Origin of the sequence: Pseudomonas sp. FP2338, from assembly GCF_030687515.1 — a bacterium.
Lineage (GTDB): Bacteria > Pseudomonadota > Gammaproteobacteria > Pseudomonadales > Pseudomonadaceae > Aquipseudomonas > Aquipseudomonas salomonii.
The window spans coordinates 794,679-809,525 of the sequence record NZ_CP117436.1; the positions used below are offsets into that span (position 1 = coordinate 794,679).

Annotated in this window: 14 protein-coding genes; 6 read left to right on the plus strand and 8 right to left on the minus strand. The window is 60.7% G+C overall.

All coding sequences use genetic code 11. The annotated features are described in order from the left end of the window. Window positions 1–78: 78 nt before the first annotated feature. Both PSH96_RS03375 and PSH96_RS03380 read left to right on the plus strand, forming a co-directional pair. Window positions 79–765 (plus strand): helix-turn-helix transcriptional regulator, encoded by a 687-nt coding sequence (locus tag PSH96_RS03375; protein ID WP_305457511.1) that lies wholly within the window; start codon window positions 79–81, stop codon window positions 763–765. A 102-nt stretch (window positions 766–867) separates the two neighbouring features. Further along, a complete protein-coding gene (locus PSH96_RS03380) occupies window positions 868–2,244 on the plus strand; it encodes an MFS transporter (RefSeq protein ID WP_305457512.1) in 1,377 nt (458 codons plus the stop codon). 122 nt (window positions 2,245–2,366) lie between these two features. Here the strand turns inward: PSH96_RS03380 and PSH96_RS03385 are convergent, their stop codons facing one another. After that, window positions 2,367–3,320: an adenosine deaminase gene (locus PSH96_RS03385; RefSeq protein ID WP_017134717.1), complete on the minus strand. Its 954-nt coding sequence runs from the start codon at window positions 3,318–3,320 to the stop codon at window positions 2,367–2,369. A 194-nt stretch (window positions 3,321–3,514) separates the two neighbouring features. Here PSH96_RS03385 and PSH96_RS03390 point away from each other — a divergent pair, with 194 nt between their 5' ends. Next, window positions 3,515–4,606: a calcium:proton antiporter gene (locus PSH96_RS03390; protein ID WP_305457513.1), complete on the plus strand. Its 1,092-nt coding sequence runs from the start codon at window positions 3,515–3,517 to the stop codon at window positions 4,604–4,606. 134 nt (window positions 4,607–4,740) lie between these two features. On the opposite strand, the gene PSH96_RS03395 is transcribed toward PSH96_RS03390, so the two are convergent. From PSH96_RS03395 to PSH96_RS03405, 3 genes are all read right to left on the minus strand, one after another. After that, window positions 4,741–6,099: an 8-oxoguanine deaminase gene (locus tag PSH96_RS03395; RefSeq protein ID WP_305457515.1), complete on the minus strand. Its 1,359-nt coding sequence runs from the start codon at window positions 6,097–6,099 to the stop codon at window positions 4,741–4,743. A 232-nt stretch (window positions 6,100–6,331) separates the two neighbouring features. Beyond that, window positions 6,332–7,018 carry an SDR family oxidoreductase gene (locus PSH96_RS03400; protein WP_069786916.1) on the minus strand — a complete coding sequence of 229 codons (687 nt, stop codon included), beginning with the start codon at window positions 7,016–7,018 and terminating at the stop codon, window positions 6,332–6,334. Window positions 7,019–7,043: 25 nt separating this feature from the next. Further along, window positions 7,044–7,394 (minus strand): MerR family transcriptional regulator, encoded by a 351-nt coding sequence (locus PSH96_RS03405; RefSeq protein ID WP_305457517.1) that lies wholly within the window; start codon window positions 7,392–7,394, stop codon window positions 7,044–7,046. An 83-nt stretch (window positions 7,395–7,477) separates the two neighbouring features. Here PSH96_RS03405 and PSH96_RS03410 point away from each other — a divergent pair, with 83 nt between their 5' ends. After that, the gene (locus PSH96_RS03410; protein ID WP_305457518.1) at window positions 7,478–7,894 is read left to right on the plus strand and encodes a hypothetical protein; all 417 of its coding nucleotides are present in this window, start codon (window positions 7,478–7,480) and stop codon (window positions 7,892–7,894) included. A gap of 66 nt (window positions 7,895–7,960) precedes the next feature. Here the strand turns inward: PSH96_RS03410 and PSH96_RS03415 are convergent, their stop codons facing one another. The 4 genes from PSH96_RS03415 to PSH96_RS03430 all read right to left on the minus strand — a co-directional run bounded on the left by PSH96_RS03415 (window position 7,961) and on the right by PSH96_RS03430 (window position 11,705). Then, window positions 7,961–8,542 carry a YigZ family protein gene (locus PSH96_RS03415; protein ID WP_065930576.1) on the minus strand — a complete coding sequence of 194 codons (582 nt, stop codon included), beginning with the start codon at window positions 8,540–8,542 and terminating at the stop codon, window positions 7,961–7,963. 12 nt (window positions 8,543–8,554) lie between these two features. Further along, on the minus strand, window positions 8,555–9,214 hold the full coding sequence (locus PSH96_RS03420; protein ID WP_017134724.1) for a TetR/AcrR family transcriptional regulator: 660 nt from the start codon (window positions 9,212–9,214) through the stop codon (window positions 8,555–8,557). A gap of 87 nt (window positions 9,215–9,301) precedes the next feature. After that, window positions 9,302–10,696: a uracil-xanthine permease family protein gene (locus PSH96_RS03425; RefSeq protein WP_305457521.1), complete on the minus strand. Its 1,395-nt coding sequence runs from the start codon at window positions 10,694–10,696 to the stop codon at window positions 9,302–9,304. A gap of 88 nt (window positions 10,697–10,784) precedes the next feature. Then, window positions 10,785–11,705, minus strand: a complete 921-nt coding sequence (locus PSH96_RS03430; RefSeq protein ID WP_056860412.1) for a LysR family transcriptional regulator — start codon at window positions 11,703–11,705, stop codon at window positions 10,785–10,787. A 125-nt stretch (window positions 11,706–11,830) separates the two neighbouring features. Between PSH96_RS03430 and PSH96_RS03435 the strand changes: the two genes are divergently transcribed. Both PSH96_RS03435 and PSH96_RS03440 read left to right on the plus strand, forming a co-directional pair. After that, window positions 11,831–13,180, plus strand: a complete 1,350-nt coding sequence (locus PSH96_RS03435) for an aspartate aminotransferase family protein (RefSeq protein WP_305457523.1) — start codon at window positions 11,831–11,833, stop codon at window positions 13,178–13,180. 39 nt (window positions 13,181–13,219) lie between these two features. Then, window positions 13,220–14,713 carry a CoA-acylating methylmalonate-semialdehyde dehydrogenase gene (locus PSH96_RS03440; RefSeq protein ID WP_305457525.1) on the plus strand — a complete coding sequence of 498 codons (1,494 nt, stop codon included), beginning with the start codon at window positions 13,220–13,222 and terminating at the stop codon, window positions 14,711–14,713. Window positions 14,714–14,847: the final 134 nt, after the last annotated feature.

The following is a 14,847-nucleotide window of genomic DNA, read 5'->3' on the forward strand; positions in this document are numbered from 1 at the left end:
CGCCGCGGAATAGGCGGTTTGCGCCCCTATACTTTGGTTCCAACCGCAGCAGACAAATGATTTACAAGGAGTGAATACATGGAAGAAGCACCTTGCATCAGTCAGATCGCCAGCTTGCTCGCTGAGCCCAAGCGCACCGCCATGCTCTGGTCACTGATGGACGGTTCGGCGAAAACCGCAGACGAACTGGCTATGCTCGCCGGCCTGTCCGCCGCCTCGGCCAATGCGCATCTGGCGCGCCTTATCGGCAGCGGTCTGCTGCGCAGCGAGGCCAAGCGTGGCAAGCGCTGGTTTCGCGTGGCCGCCGCTGATGTCAGTGCTGCCGTCGACGCATTGGCCTGTACCACCCTGGCCTGTGCCGCACGCAGTACGCCGCAGGTTTGCCCGCGTGTATCCCTGGCACCGCCACCGTTGCGGCGCGCGCGTTTATGCCAGGGGCATCTGGGCGGTGAGCTGGCGGCGGGGCTTTATCAGCGCATGCTGGAAGCCGGCTGGATCGACCGCTACGAACAGCGTACCGACGTGACCGTCACCGGCGCGCAGCACTTCGCGACCCTGGGCATTTTTACCCAGGCGCTGTCTGCGCCGTTGGCCTGTGACTGTTTTGACTGGAGCCAGCAGCAGCCGCACCTGGGGGGCGCATTGGGCGCCGGGTTGTTGCAGTTGTTTTTGCAGTGCGGCTGGATCAACGCGGTCAACGAGTCGCGCGCCTTGCTGGTGACGGACCTGGGGCTTACGGAAATCAACCGTCTGGCCACGGCGTAGGTGCGTGCGTCGTTCAGAGTTGCAGTCAGGTCGTATCCAGCAATAACCGGGTAAAACGATACCGCACACTCGCCTTGGGGATTTTTCACACAGGGGTGCGGCATGGGTATGCAAGGCTATAGCGCGGCAGAGCGGCTGGAACGGTTGCCCATCAGCGGTTACCACCGAATCATCTTCATCATCATCGCCCTGGCGTTTTTTTTCGACTCCATGGACCTGGCGATGATGACCTTCCTGTTGGGCTCGATAAAAACCGAGTTCGGCCTGAGTACGGCCCAGGCCGGTTTACTCGCCAGTTCGAGTTTTTTCGGCATGGTGGTCGGTGCGTCGTTGTCCGGCATGCTGGCCGACCGCTTCGGGCGCAAGCCGGTGTTTCAGTGGAGCATCGTGTTGTGGGGCGTCGCCAGTTACCTGTGCTCCACGGCGCAGACGGTGGAAACGCTGACGCTGTTCCGCATCTTGCTGGGAATCGGCATGGGCATGGAATTCCCGATTGCGCAGTCGATGCTCTCGGAGCTGATTCCCGCCAAGGGCCGTGGGCGTTACATCGCCTTGATGGATGGCTTCTGGCCGTTGGGGTTTGTGGCGGCGGGTGTGCTGTCCTACTTTTTGCTGCCGGTGATTGGCTGGCGCGACATCTTCCTGGTGTTGGCGGTGCCGGCGGTGTTTGTGCTGGCGATTCGTTTTTTTATCCCGGAGTCGCCACGCTGGCTGGAACAGGCCGGGCGGCATGAGGCGGCGGACAAGGTGTTGCTCGGCATTGAGCAGAAAGTACGCGACTCGTTGGGGCGTACGGACTTGCCGGAGCCGATCGCCTTGCCACGAGTTGAGAGCGTGCCAGGCACGTTTTTCTCGGCGTTCCAGCAACTGTGGTCGGCGCAGTATCGCCAGCGCACGATGATGATCTGGAGCGTGTGGTTCTTCGCGCTGCTGGGTTTCTACGGGCTGACGTCCTGGCTGAGTGCGCTGTTGCAGCAGTCGGGTTTTGCCGTGACGCAGTCGGTGTATTACACGGTGATCATTTCACTTGGCGGGATACCGGGTTTCTTGATGGCGGCCTGGCTGGTGGAGCGTTGGGGCCGTAAACCGGTGTGTGTAGTGACGCTGCTGGGCGGCGGGGTGATGGCGTTTCTGTATGGGCAAAGCGCGGTGTTTGGCGGCAACGTGGGGCTGCTGATTACCTCGGGGCTGTTGATGCAGTTCTTTCTGTTTGGCATGTGGGCGGTGCTGTACACCTACACGCCGGAGCTGTATCCCACTTCTGCGCGGGCCACCGGTTCCGGGTTTGCCTCGGCGATTGGCCGGGTCGGGTCATTGCTGGGGCCGTTGGTGACCGGGCTGGTGTTTCCGATAACCGGGCAGGGCGGAGTGTTTGCTTTGGGCGCGCTGTGTTTTGCGGTGGCGGCGCTGGTGGTGTGGGTGTTTGGGATGGAAACCAAGGGCAAGACCCTGGAAGAACTGACCCACTCTCAAGGCTGATGAGGTCAATGTGGGAGCCGGGCTTGCCCGCGATAGCGGTGGCTCAGGCAGCTAATGGCTGGCTGATACACCGCTATCGCAGGCAAGCCAGCTCCCACATTTATTGAACTGCGTGTATGCAGTTATGGCTTCACAAGCCGCGCATCCAGGCTGTTCTGCGCCAGGCGTTTGGCCTGGTCCTGGGTCATGCCCAGGGAGGTGTACAGCGCGTGGAAGTTCTCGGTGACATAGCCGCCGAAGTACGCCGGGTCATCCGAGTTCACCGTCACCTTCACGCCACGCTCAAGCATGTCGAGGATGTTGTGCTGGGCCATGTCGTCGAACACACAGAGCTTGGTGTTGGACAGCGGGCACACGGTCAACGGGATCTGCTCGTCGATGATGCGCTGCATCAGACGTTCGTCTTCGATGGCGCGCACGCCATGGTCGATACGCTGAATTTTCAGCAGGTCGATGGCCTCCCAGATGTACTCGGGCGGGCCTTCTTCACCGGCGTGGGCCACGGTAAGGAAGCCTTCATGGCGGGCACGGTCGAACACGCGCTGGAACTTGCTCGGTGGGTGGCCCATTTCCGAGCTGTCCAGGCCGACGGCCACAAACGCGTCACGGAACGGCAGCGCCTGGTCGAGGGTTTTCTCGGCTTCGGCTTCGCTCAAGTGGCGCAGAAAGCTCAGGATCAAACCGCTGGTGATACCCAGTTGCTGCTCGCCATCTTTAAGCGCAGCGGCGATGCCGTTGAGCACCACCTCGAATGGCACGCCACGGTCGGTGTGGGTCTGCGGGTCGAAGAACGGTTCGGTGTGGATCACGTTCTGTTCTTTGCAGCGCAGCAGGTAGGCCCAGGTCAGGTCATAGAAATCCTGGGAAGTGCGCAGCACATCGGCGCCCTTGTAATACAGGTCGAGAAACTCTTGCAGGTTGTTGAAGGCGTAGGCCTTGCGCAGGGTTTCGACGTCATTCCACGGCAGTGCAATCTTGTTGCGTTCGGCCAGGGCGAACAGCAACTCAGGCTCCAGCGAGCCTTCCAGGTGCAGGTGCAATTCAGCCTTGGGCAGGGCGTTGAGCCAATCGTACATGTTCTAAATTCTCATCAGGTGCAATGCCGACATTCTACAGGCCATGGCGGAAATAATCGGCAAAACCTGACCAGCAGGAGAGTATTGGTTTTATTCGCGCAAGGGCCCTCTGAACTAAGATGTAACGAAACGTTAGCGAAGTGGCGCAGTCTGTACCCCATCAATGACTGATTTGCTGCACAAAAAGGCCCGGAATGCTCACATCCCTCAAGCAAGAAAAATTCATGTGGCTGGCGTTGATCGCTGCCATCGCCGCCTACCCGTTGGAGCACTGGATGCTGCACAGCGGGCAGATGATCGCCCTGCTCGGCGGCATGGCACTCATCGCTTTTATTGTCATGGCGTCGATGCGCGTCGCCCATCACGCCGAGCAACTGGCGGAAAAAGTCGGTGACCCTTACGGCACCATGATCCTCACCCTCGCTGCCGTGCTGGTGGAAGTGGTGATCCTGGCGATCATGATGAGCAACGAGCCGTCGCCGACGTTGGTGCGCGACACGATTTATTCGGCGGTGATGCTCGATATCAACGGCATCCTTGGCCTGGCCGCGCTGATGGGCGGCATCAAGCATGGCGAACAGTCCTACAACGATGATTCGGCACGCAGTTACAGCGTGATGATCCTCACCGCCATGGGCGTGTCGATGGTGGTACCGGAATTTATCCCCGAAGCCGACTGGAAAATTTACTCCGCCTTCACTATCGGCGCGATGGTGTTGCTCTACACCTTGTTCCTGCGCATGCAGGTGGGGCCGCACAGTTATTTCTTCAGCTACAGCTACCCGGAGAAGCGTCGCAAAAAGCAGCCGGAAGAACAGCAGGAGCCGCCGATCAACCTGGCGTTTTCCATCGGTACGTTGGTGTTTGGCGTGATTGTGATTGGCGCATTGGCCGAGGTGATGTCCAAGACCTTGGACCTGGGCCTGGAAGGCACGGGCGCACCGCCGGTGATTACCGCGATTGTGGTGGCGGCGATTTCGGCCGCGCCGGAAATTCTCACAGCGTTGCGTGCCGCCTTGGCTAACCGCATGCAGTCGGTGGTCAACATTGCACTGGGTGCATCGTTGTCGACGGTGATCCTGACGGTGCCGGTGATGGAAGCCATGGCGCTCTACACCGGCCAGCCGTTCCAGATGGCGATGACGCCGGTGCAGACCGTGATGGTGTTGATCACGCTGGTGGTCAGTGCGATCAACCTCAACGATGGCGAAACCAATGCCATTGAAGGGATGACGCACTTTGTGTTGTTTGCGACCTTTATCATGTTGTCGTTGCTTGGGGTGTAACCGGCCCTCAAGCACAGCCTGAAACCCATGTGGGAGCCGGGCTTGCCCGCGATGGCATCAACTCGGTATGGCTGATAGACCGAGGTGTCTGCATCGCAGGCAAGCCAGCTCCCACAGTTGGCTTTGTGCAGGGCTCAGGTGCCGGCGATCAGCTGTTTCGCCGCCTGGCTGTGATCGGCAATCAAGCCTTTAAGGTCCAGCCCTTCAACCTGTCCATCGATCACCCGCCATTTGCCGCCGATCATCACCCGATCCGCGCGGTCGGCGCCGCACAGCAGCAGCGCCGAAATCGGGTCATGGCTGCCGGAAAAACGCAGCTCATCGAGCTTGAACAGCGCCAGGTCAGCCTGTTTGCCCACGGCCAACTCACCGATATCCGTGCGCCCCAGCAACTGCGCCGAACCTTTGGTGGCCCAGCCCAGCACGCCTTCCGGGGTGATCTTTTGCGCGCCGTAACGCAAGCGTTGGATGTACAGGGCCTGGCGCGCTTCGAGGATCATGTTCGAGGCATCGTTGGAGGCCGAACCGTCGACGCCCAGGCCAATCGGCGCGCCGGCGGCGAGCAGGTCCAGGGTCGGGCAGATGCCGGAAGCCAGGCGCATATTCGAGCTTGGGCAATGGCAGATACCGGTGCCGGCCGCGCCGAGGCGGGCGATCTCGTCCGGGTTGAAGTGAATGCCGTGGGCCAGCCAGGTGCGCGGGCCAAGCCAGCCGACGCTGTCGAGGTAGTCCACCGTGCGCAGGCCAAAACGCTGCAGGCAGAAGTCTTCTTCGTCTAGGGTTTCGGCCAGGTGCGTGTGCAGGCGCACGTCGAGGCTGTTGGCCAGTTCGGCGCTGGCTTGCATGATTTCCGGGGTGACCGAAAACGGCGAGCAGGGCGCCAGGGCGATCTGGATTTGCGCGCCATCGCCGCGCTGGTGGTATTCGCGGATCAGGCGCTGACTGTCTTCGAGGATAACCTGGCCTTGTTGCACGGTTTGCTGCGGCGGCAGGCCACCATCGGCTTCGCCCAGGCTCATGGAGCCGCGAGTGAGCATGGCGCGCATGCCCAGTTCACGCACGCTTTGCACCTGCACATCGATGGCGTTTTCCAGGCCGTCAGGGAACAGGTAATGGTGGTCTGCCGCCGTGGTACAGCCAGACAGCAGCAACTCTGCGAGGGCGACTTTGGACGCCAGCGCGAGTTTTTCCGGGGTCAGGCGTGCCCAGACCGGGTACAGGGTTTTCAGCCACGGGAAGAGCGGCTGATTCACAACCGGCGCCCAGGCGCGGGTCAGGGTTTGGTAGAAGTGATGGTGGGTGTTGATCAGGCCGGGAAGCACCACATGCTCGCGTGCATCGAACACTTGTGCACAGGGCACGGTGGGTTCTTTTCCCCAGCCCAGCACTTCGGTGATCACACCGTCTTGCAGCACCAGGCCACCACGGGCGTCGAGGCCATTGGCGGTGAAAATCGCGAGGGGGTTTTTTAACCAGATACGGGTCGCAGGCATTGGCCGGCTCCTCTGAATGATGGGTTCAGGTTTGCCAGCTCAGTGTTGCCCTGTCTGCTGATCCAGGGTCGCCGGTGAGGGCGAGGGGGGTAGATTACGTGTTGTTGGCGGTTGGGTCTACTGAGTCAATGTGGGAGGGGGCTTGCTCCCGAATGCTGTGGTTCAGTCAATACATGGGCTGACTGATACACCGCTTTCGGGAGCAAGCCCCCTCCCACATTTCGACCGTGGCTTACCAGGCGATGGTGTCGCCTTTGTAGTCCACGAAGTGATGGCCGCCTTTGCCGGTGTAGGCATTCACCTGATCCACCAGGCCGCGCACGCTGGTGTCGACATCGATGTGCGCGTTTTCGCCGCCCATGTCGGTCTTCACCCAGCCTGGATGCAGCGACAGCACCGTGAGTTTAGGGTCACTCAGTTGCGTGATAAAGCTGTTGGTCATGGAGTTGAGTGCAGCCTTGCTGGCCTTGTACAGCGCCAGGTCGGAGCCATCGGGAATAGTCACGCTGCCCAGTACCGAACTCATGAACGCCAGCACGCCGGTGTCTTTGCGGATCTGCCCGACAAAGCGCTGGGCCAGGTTGATTGGCGCCACGGCGTTGGTGAAAAACAGCTGGCCGACTTCCGCCAGGGTGGCGTGGCCCGGCTCCTGGTTGGCAGGGCCTTTGACGCCGGCGTTGACGAACAGCAGGTCGAAGGTGCGCGCTTTCAGGCGTTGGGCCAAGGCGATCACGGCTTGTTGATCGTCCATGTCCAGCTTCTCGATCTGCACCTGGCCCACGGCTTTGAGCGCATCGGCCTTGTTCGGGTCACGCACGGTGGCGGTCACCTCCCAGCCGTCCTGCAGCAATTGCTTGACCAGGCCAAGGCCCAGCCCGCGCGAGGCGCCGATGATCAGTGCGGTTTTTGGCGTAGACATGAAAGGCTTCCTTGGGAGTGGAGGTTCACGGATTTAATGGACAACGTTGCCCGAGCCTTTGCTGCAACTCCTGGCGCAGATGGCCGAGTTCAGTGATGCGGGTTTCGATCAGGTTGAGCTTGTCTTGCAGCAATTGTGTGACGGCAGCGTCGGGATCGGGTGCCTGCCATAAGGCGGCGACGCTGGTGCCGATCTCGCCGAGGCTGAAGCCCAGGCGCTGCGCAGTCTTGATATAGAGCACCAGTTGCACCATGTCCGGCGGGTAGTCGCGGTAACCGTTGGCGCTGCGTTGCGCGGCGATCAACCCGCGCTGCTCATAGAAGCGCAAGGTGTCGCGGCTGACCTGGCTGGCCTGGGCTAATTCGCCGATACGCATGAGACGGGCTCGAGAGGGCTTGACCCTGGAGCATACTCCAGGCTTTAGCCTGCTGGCTTCTTGAATTGAAGGAGCTTGCTGCTATGTGGACACAAAAACACTACCGAACACTGGTGCGGGCCAGCGCCTGGTATGACTTGATCATCACCGCGGCGTTTGTCACGCCGTGGAGTTTTGCATTAGTGCACGGCCTGCTGCAGGGCTTGAACTTGGGGGGCGAGCTACCGCCGTTTCTGCCTGCGCATGTGCTGATGGCCAACCTGCTCGGTTCGATTGTGTGCGTGTGGGCAGTGCTGCGTATTCGCGACCCTCAACGCCAATTCGGGCTGTATGACGCGGCCGGCCGTGGGCTGTTTGCGACCTGGCAGCTGTACGCGCTGATGCAGGGCGCCACGTCCGTGCTGTGGATAATTCTGTTGCTGGAAGTGCTGTGGGGCGTTGCGCAAATAGTGCCGGTGAATACTGATCAAAAAATGATCGGCGCCCGTAAGCCCTTGTGACAGAAGGGTTACAGGCGGGTGTGCTCAGGTTATCCACAGGCAGGTGCACAGTAGATGTGGGCAGTTTCAGCGTTCGAGCAGGATGCGCCCACGGCTGAGGTCGGCGAGCTGGGTTTGCAGCGTGTCGATGTGCGCCTCGCCGAGTGCGAGCTGTAGCTCGACGCCGTTGGCGGTGAAGGTTTCTTCCACCACCAGCCCGCCCAGTTCGGCCACGCGCAGTTTCACCAGGTTCAATTCCGAGAAACTGCAGGCACAACTGAGCGGCACGCGGCTGATCAGCTCGATGCGTTCGGCATTCTGCAGGCATTTGTTGGCGCCGCCGCCGTAGGCGCGGGCCAGCCCGCCGGTGCCCAGCTGGATGCCGCCGTACCAGCGAATCACCAGCACGGCGACCTGATCAAAGCCTTGGGCTTCAATGGCGGCCAGGATCGGCCGCCCGGCCGTGCCGCCGGGCTCGCCATCGTCGTTGCTGCGGTACTGGTCGGCGAGCTTCCAGGCCCAGCAGTTGTGCGTGGCGTTAAGGTCGCTGTGCTGCTCGAAAAACGCCTGGGCGTCTTGCGCGCTGGTGATCGGCGCGGCCAAGGTGATAAAGCGGCTTTTGCGTATTTCTTCACGAAATTCGCAAAGGCCGGTCAGCGTGAAAGGCATAAGTCGCTTCGTTTATAGGGCCGGCTTGATGCCGCAGCCTTTGAGGATGATATGGATCAGGTTGGTGCCGGCGTCTTCCATGTCCTGCTTGGTCAGCTTGGTGCGACCAGTGACGCGACAGATCTGGGTGGCGAAGTCGGCGTAATGTTGGGTACTGCCCCACAACAGGAAGATCAGGTGCACGGGGTCGATGGGGTCCATCTTGCCGGCTTCGATCCACGCCTGGAACACCGCTGCGCGGCCACTGAACCAGGCGCGGTAGTCCTGGCTGAAATATTCGGTCAGGCATTCGCCGCCGCTGATGATCTCCATGGCGAAGATCCGCGAGGCTTGCGGGTGGCGTCGGGAGAATTCCATCTTGGTGCGGATGTAGCGTGTCAGCGCGACGGCGGGGTCGTCCTCGGCGGTCAGCGCGTTGAAGGTGCTGTCCCACAGTTCGAGGATATTGCTCAGTACCGCAATGTACAGGCCGAGCTTGTTGGTGAAGTAATAATGCAGGTTGGCCTTGGGCAGCCCGGCACTCGAGGCAATGGTGTTCATGCTGGTGCCTTTGTAGCCATGGCGCGCGAATTCGTCTTCAGCCGCCTGGAGAATCGCTTGTTCATTCTTTTGCCGAATACGGCTGGCAGGTTTACCGGCGTGGTTGCTGTGGGCAGGAACTTCGAGGCTCATGGAGGTTTCCGTGCTGATCGATAGAGACGACGTGTGCACAGATAACCCACCCTCAAGCCTCAGACAAGTCCCGATGCAATAAAACCGTCAAAGCGGTTCCAGTGTGTCGCTTTCCGGCGCGTGGTTTGCGCCAATCGCAGCCGCTTTGGCCTCGGGCAATAACAGGCACAACAGGATGGCCGTCAGGCCGCCGCTGGTGATGGCCGAGTCGAACAGGTTTTGCACCAGAGGCGGCATCAAGTGCAGCAACTCAGGTTGGGCGGCGATGCCCAGGCCGACGCCGAACGAGGTGGCGATGATCAGCATGCTGCGTCGGTCCAGCGGCGCCTGGGCCAGAATGCGCACGCCGGCGGCGGCCACGCTGCCGAACATCACCAGGGTGGCGCCGCCCAATACCGGTTTGGGGATTTGCTGCAGCACCGCGCCGATCAATGGAAACAAGCCGAGACAGAACAGCAGCACGCCAATGTATAAGCCGACGTAACGGCTGGCCACGCCGGTGAGTTGGATCACGCCGTTGTTCTGCGCAAACGTGGTATTGGGGAATGCGCTGAAGGTGGCGGCGATCAGGCAACTGACGCCATCACCCAGCACGCCGCCTTTGAGCCGGCTTATATAAGAAGGGCCGCTGATGGGCTGGCGGGCGATCATGCAGTTGGCGGTGAGGTCGCCAACGGTTTCGATACTGCTGATCAGATAAATCAGCGCGATGGGCAGGAAGGCGCTCCAGTCGAAGTTGAAACCAAAGCGAAATGGCATCGGTACGCTGATCAATGGCAAGTCGGGCAAGGCTTGGGGCACCAGCTTGCCGCTGAACCACGCGGCCAGGCTGCCGAGGGCCAGGCCGATGATGATTGCCGAGAGGCGCACCCACGGCGTGTTCGAGCGGTTGAGCAAGATGATCGTCAATACGACAAACAGCCCCAAGGCCAGGTTGGTCGGCGCGCCGAAGTCGGGCGCGTTGAACCCGCCGCCCAGGTCGGTGATCCCGACTTTGATCAGGCTGATGCCGATCAAGGTAATGACGATGCCGGTGACCAGGGGCGTGATCACACGGCGCAATTGCCCGATGAAACGGCTCAACACGATCTGTACCGCCGCGCCGAAAAAGCACACGCCGAAGACCATCGCCATGATGTCTTCCGGGCTGCCGCCGCGTTGCTTCACCAGAAAGCCTGCTGACAACACCGCACCGAGAAACGCAAAGCTGGTGCCTTGCAGGCAGATCATCCCGGCGCCGATACCAAATGGCCTGCGTGCCTGAATGAACGTGCCCACGCCGGACACCATCAACGCCATGCTGATCAGGTAGGGCAGGTGGGCGGTAAGCCCCAACGTAGAACCGATGATCAGTGGCGGGGTGATGATGCCGACGAAGGCTGCCAGCACATGTTGCAAGGCAGCCAGTATTGCGGGCAGTGGCTTCGGGCGGTCGTTCAGGCCGTAGATCAGGTCGTTGGGGCTCAAGGTTTCTGGTGGCATGGCGGGCAAACTCAGGGCGGACGGTTCAAGGTCCTGGCTCCCTTGCAAAAAGCTGTCCAGTTGCTCAGCTTTTAGCGAGAGGCCCGTGTTAGCGCGTTGCCGCCAGGCTCTCGAGAAAGCTTTCCAGCACCAAATGAGGGCGGCGACCCTTGCGCGTGACCGATGCGAGGCTCAAATCGTAAAAACGCGTAGCCGGTTTCAGCGCGCGCAGTCGGCCTTGTTGTACCCACAGGCTGGCGTAGTGGTCGGGCAGGTAGCCGATATAGCGGCCGGTGAGGATCAGGAACGCCATGCCTTCGCGGTCCGAGGCGCTGGCGGTGCAATTGAGTGCCTGGTAATGGGCCTGGATTTCGGCGGGCAAGCGGAAGGTCGGGGCGATGGCGTCCTGGCTGTCGATACGTGGGTCGTCCAGTTGCTTGTCTTCCGCGTAAAACAACGGGTGGCCGACCGCGCAGTAGAGCAACGAACGTTCGCTGTACAGGGGTTGGTATTCCAGGCCCGACAAGGCACTCGCCTGGGGCACTACGCCGACATGCAGGCGGCCATCGAGTACACCTTGTTCCACTTCATTCGGGGCGATCATGCGGATCTGGATCTGCACGTCCGGGCCGCGCTCCTTCAACTGCGCCAGGGCGTGGGTGATGCGCATGTGGGGCAGGGTGACCAGGTTGTCGGTGAGGCCGATGATCAGTTCGCCGCGCAAGTGCTGGTGCAGGCCGTTGACCTCGGTGCGAAAGCTTTCCAGCGCACTTAATAGCTGCAAGGCCGATTGGTAGACCTCGCGGCCTTCTTCAGTCAGCGAGAAACCGGCACGCCCGCGCTGGCACAGGCGCAATCCAAGGCGTTGCTCCAGGTCGCTCATTTGCTGGCTGATGGCCGAGCGGCCAATGCCGAGCACGGTTTCTGCCGCCGAGAAACCACCGCATTCCACCACGCTGCGAAAGATACGCAGAAGGCGGATATCGAAGTCGCTGACTTGGGCCAGGGGGTCGGGTCGACGGCTGCTCATAGTTTAGTGAAGGCCTGACTGAAGGTTAGAAGAGTTGGATTTCACCGACTTTATCGCCGTGGCAATTTAGCTGCAACAACGCTTTTCAATCCCGACGCTGCCTTTTGCCCTGCGAGGTTTTGCTGATGAACATGCCCGAAAACGCCCCATCGTCCCTGGCCAGCCAATTGAAGTTGGATGCGCACTGGATGCCTTACACGGCCAACCGCAACTTCCAGCGCGACCCGCGCCTGATCGTCGGCGCTGAAGGCAGCTGGTTGATTGATGACAAGGGCCGTCGGGTGTACGACTCGTTGTCGGGCCTGTGGACCTGTGGCGCCGGGCACACCCGTAAGGAGATTCAAGAAGCCGTCTCCAAGCAATTGGGCACCCTGGACTACTCCCCGGGCTTCCAATACGGTCATCCGTTGTCTTTCCAACTGGCGGAAAAGATCGCCGACCTGACCCCAGGCAACCTGAACCACGTGTTCTTCACCGACTCGGGTTCTGAGTGCGCCGATACCGCCGTGAAGATGGTGCGTGCCTACTGGCGCCTGAAAGGCCAGGCCACCAAGACCAAGATGATCGGCCGCGCTCGTGGCTATCACGGTGTGAACATTGCCGGGACCAGCCTGGGTGGTGTGAACGGCAACCGTAAGCTCTTTGGTCAGGGCCTGATGGACGTTGACCATCTGCCGCACACGTTGCTGGCGAGCAATGCGTTCTCCCGTGGCATGCCGGAGCAGGGCGGTATCGCCTTGGCCGATGAGCTGCTCAAGCTGATCGAGTTGCACGACGCGTCGAACATCGCGGCGGTGTTTGTTGAACCGATGGCCGGTTCCGCGGGTGTGCTGGTGCCGCCACAGGGTTATCTCAAGCGTCTGCGTGAGATCTGCGACCAACACAACATTCTGTTGGTGTTCGATGAAGTGATCACCGGTTTCGGCCGTACCGGCTCGATGTTCGGCGCCGACAGCTTTGGTGTGACCCCGGACCTGATGTGCATCGCCAAGCAAGTTACCAACGGCGCGATCCCGATGGGCGCGGTGATTGCCAGCAGCGAGATCTATCAGACTTTCATGAACCAGGCGACGCCGGAATACGCGGTGGAGTTCCCCCACGGTTACACCTACTCGGCGCACCCGGTGGCTTGCGCGGCTGGCTTGGCGGCATTGGACCTGTTGCAGAAGGAAAACCTGGTGCAGAGCGTAGCCGAAGTCGCCCCGCACTTTGAGAATGCGCTGCACGGGTTGAAGGGCAGCAAGAATGTGATCGACATCCGTAACTACGGCCTGGCCGGCGCGATCCAGATTGCCCCGCGCGACGGTGATGCCATCGTGCGTCCATTCGAGGCCGGCATGGCCTTGTGGAAAGCCGGTTTCTACGTGCGCTTTGGCGGTGACACCCTACAGTTCGGGCCAACCTTCAACAGTAAGCCGCAGGACCTGGATCGCCTGTTCGACGCGGTCGGCGAAGTGCTGAACAAGATCGACTGATTTCTCCTTCTATATAGAACAACTTTTCAGGAGCCCTGCATGAGCCCTATCCAGCATTTGATCAACGGTGAGTTGGTCAATGACAGCGGCCGTAGTGCCGACGTGTACAACCCATCCACCGGCCAGGTGATTCACCAGGTGCCATTGGCCAGCCGTGAAACCATTCAACAGGCGATCGACTCGGCCAAGGCAGCGTTCCCGGCCTGGCGCAATACGCCGCCAGCCAAGCGTGCCCAGGTGATGTTTCGTTTCAAGCAATTGCTGGAGCAGAACGAAGCGCGTATCTCGCAGTTGATCAGCGAGGAGCATGGTAAAACGCTTGAAGACGCCGCCGGTGAACTGAAGCGCGGCATTGAGAACGTCGAATACGCATGCTCGGCGCCGGAGATTCTCAAGGGCGAGTACAGCCGTAACGTGGGGCCCAACATTGATGCGTGGTCCGACTTCCAGCCGCTGGGTGTGGTGGCGGGTATTACTCCGTTCAACTTCCCGGCGATGGTGCCGCTGTGGATGTACCCGCTGGCGATCGTGTGCGGTAACTGTTTCATCCTGAAACCATCGGAGCGTGATCCAAGCTCCACGCTGCTGATTGCGCAGCTGCTACAGGAAGCCGGTCTGCCCAAAGGCGTGCTGAGCGTGGTGCACGGGGACAAGGGCGCAGTGGATGCGCTGATTGAAGCACCGGAAGTCAAAGCCCTGAGTTTTGTGGGTTCGACGCCTATTGCCGAGTACATCTATTCCGAAGCGACCAAGCGTGGCAAGCGCGTGCAGGCGCTGGGCGGGGCAAAGAACCATGCGGTGCTGATGCCGGATGCGGACTTGGATAACGCGGTTAGCGCTTTGATGGGCGCGGCGTATGGTTCCTGCGGTGAGCGTTGCATGGCGATTTCGGTGGCCGTGTGCGTGGGCGACCAGGTAGCGGACGCGTTGATCGCCAAGTTGGTACCGCAGGTCAAGGCACTGAAGATTGGTGCGGGCACCACTTGCGGCCTGGATATGGGGCCGTTGGTGACGGGGCAGGCGCGGGACAAGGTCAGCGGCTATATAGAAGACGGTGTGTCGGCGGGTGCCAAGCTGGTGGTCGACGGCCGCGGCTTGAGTGTTGCCGGGCATGAAGAGGGCTTCTTCCTGGGTGGCAGCCTGTTTGATCGCGTGACGCCTGAGATGCGCATCTATAAGGAGGAGATCTTCGGGCCGGTGCTGTGCGTGGTGCGGGTGGATAGCCTGGAAGCGGCGATGCAGCTGATCAACGATCACGAGTATGGCAACGGCACCTGCATCTTTACCCGTGACGGTGAGGCGGCGCGGCTGTTCTGTGATGAGATCGAAGTGGGTATGGTCGGTGTGAACGTGCCATTGCCGGTGCCGGTGGCCTACCACAGCTTTGGCGGCTGGAAGCGTTCGCTGTTTGGCGACTTGCACGCCTATGGGCCGGATGGGGTGCGTTTTTATACCCGTCGCAAGGCGATTACCCAGCGTTGGCCGCAACGGGCCAGCCATGAAGCGTCGCAGTTCGCCTTCCCGAGTCTGTAAGGCGCTGCAGGTGAAAGCCGGCCCCATGGGGCCGGCTTTTGTGCTTTCGCGGCCTTTTTGACCGATATGACAGAAATGTGAACGAAAGGGATTGACGGCGTTTTATATCTGTCTATAATTCGCCCCACTTCCGG

What these genes read in the sequence shown, in the direction of transcription:
- PSH96_RS03435 (WP_305457523.1), top strand. Translation starts at nt 11,831, where the DNA reads ATGAACATGCCCGAAAACGCCCCATCGTCCCTGGCCAGCCAATTGAAG.
- PSH96_RS03375 (WP_305457511.1), top strand. Translation starts at nt 79, where the DNA reads ATGGAAGAAGCACCTTGCATCAGTCAGATCGCCAGCTTGCTCGCTGAG.
- PSH96_RS03415 (WP_065930576.1), bottom strand. Translation starts at nt 8,542, where the DNA reads ATGCCTTTCACGCTGACCGGCCTTTGCGAATTTCGTGAAGAAATACGC.
- PSH96_RS03410 (WP_305457518.1), top strand. Translation starts at nt 7,478, where the DNA reads ATGTGGACACAAAAACACTACCGAACACTGGTGCGGGCCAGCGCCTGG.
- PSH96_RS03405 (WP_305457517.1), bottom strand. Translation starts at nt 7,394, where the DNA reads ATGCGTATCGGCGAATTAGCCCAGGCCAGCCAGGTCAGCCGCGACACC.
- PSH96_RS03440 (WP_305457525.1), top strand. Translation starts at nt 13,220, where the DNA reads ATGAGCCCTATCCAGCATTTGATCAACGGTGAGTTGGTCAATGACAGC.
- PSH96_RS03390 (WP_305457513.1), top strand. Translation starts at nt 3,515, where the DNA reads ATGCTCACATCCCTCAAGCAAGAAAAATTCATGTGGCTGGCGTTGATC.
- PSH96_RS03395 (WP_305457515.1), bottom strand. Translation starts at nt 6,099, where the DNA reads ATGCCTGCGACCCGTATCTGGTTAAAAAACCCCCTCGCGATTTTCACC.
- PSH96_RS03420 (WP_017134724.1), bottom strand. Translation starts at nt 9,214, where the DNA reads ATGAGCCTCGAAGTTCCTGCCCACAGCAACCACGCCGGTAAACCTGCC.
- PSH96_RS03385 (WP_017134717.1), bottom strand. Translation starts at nt 3,320, where the DNA reads ATGTACGATTGGCTCAACGCCCTGCCCAAGGCTGAATTGCACCTGCAC.
- PSH96_RS03425 (WP_305457521.1), bottom strand. Translation starts at nt 10,696, where the DNA reads ATGCCACCAGAAACCTTGAGCCCCAACGACCTGATCTACGGCCTGAAC.
- PSH96_RS03400 (WP_069786916.1), bottom strand. Translation starts at nt 7,018, where the DNA reads ATGTCTACGCCAAAAACCGCACTGATCATCGGCGCCTCGCGCGGGCTG.
- PSH96_RS03380 (WP_305457512.1), top strand. Translation starts at nt 868, where the DNA reads ATGGGTATGCAAGGCTATAGCGCGGCAGAGCGGCTGGAACGGTTGCCC.
- PSH96_RS03430 (WP_056860412.1), bottom strand. Translation starts at nt 11,705, where the DNA reads ATGAGCAGCCGTCGACCCGACCCCCTGGCCCAAGTCAGCGACTTCGAT.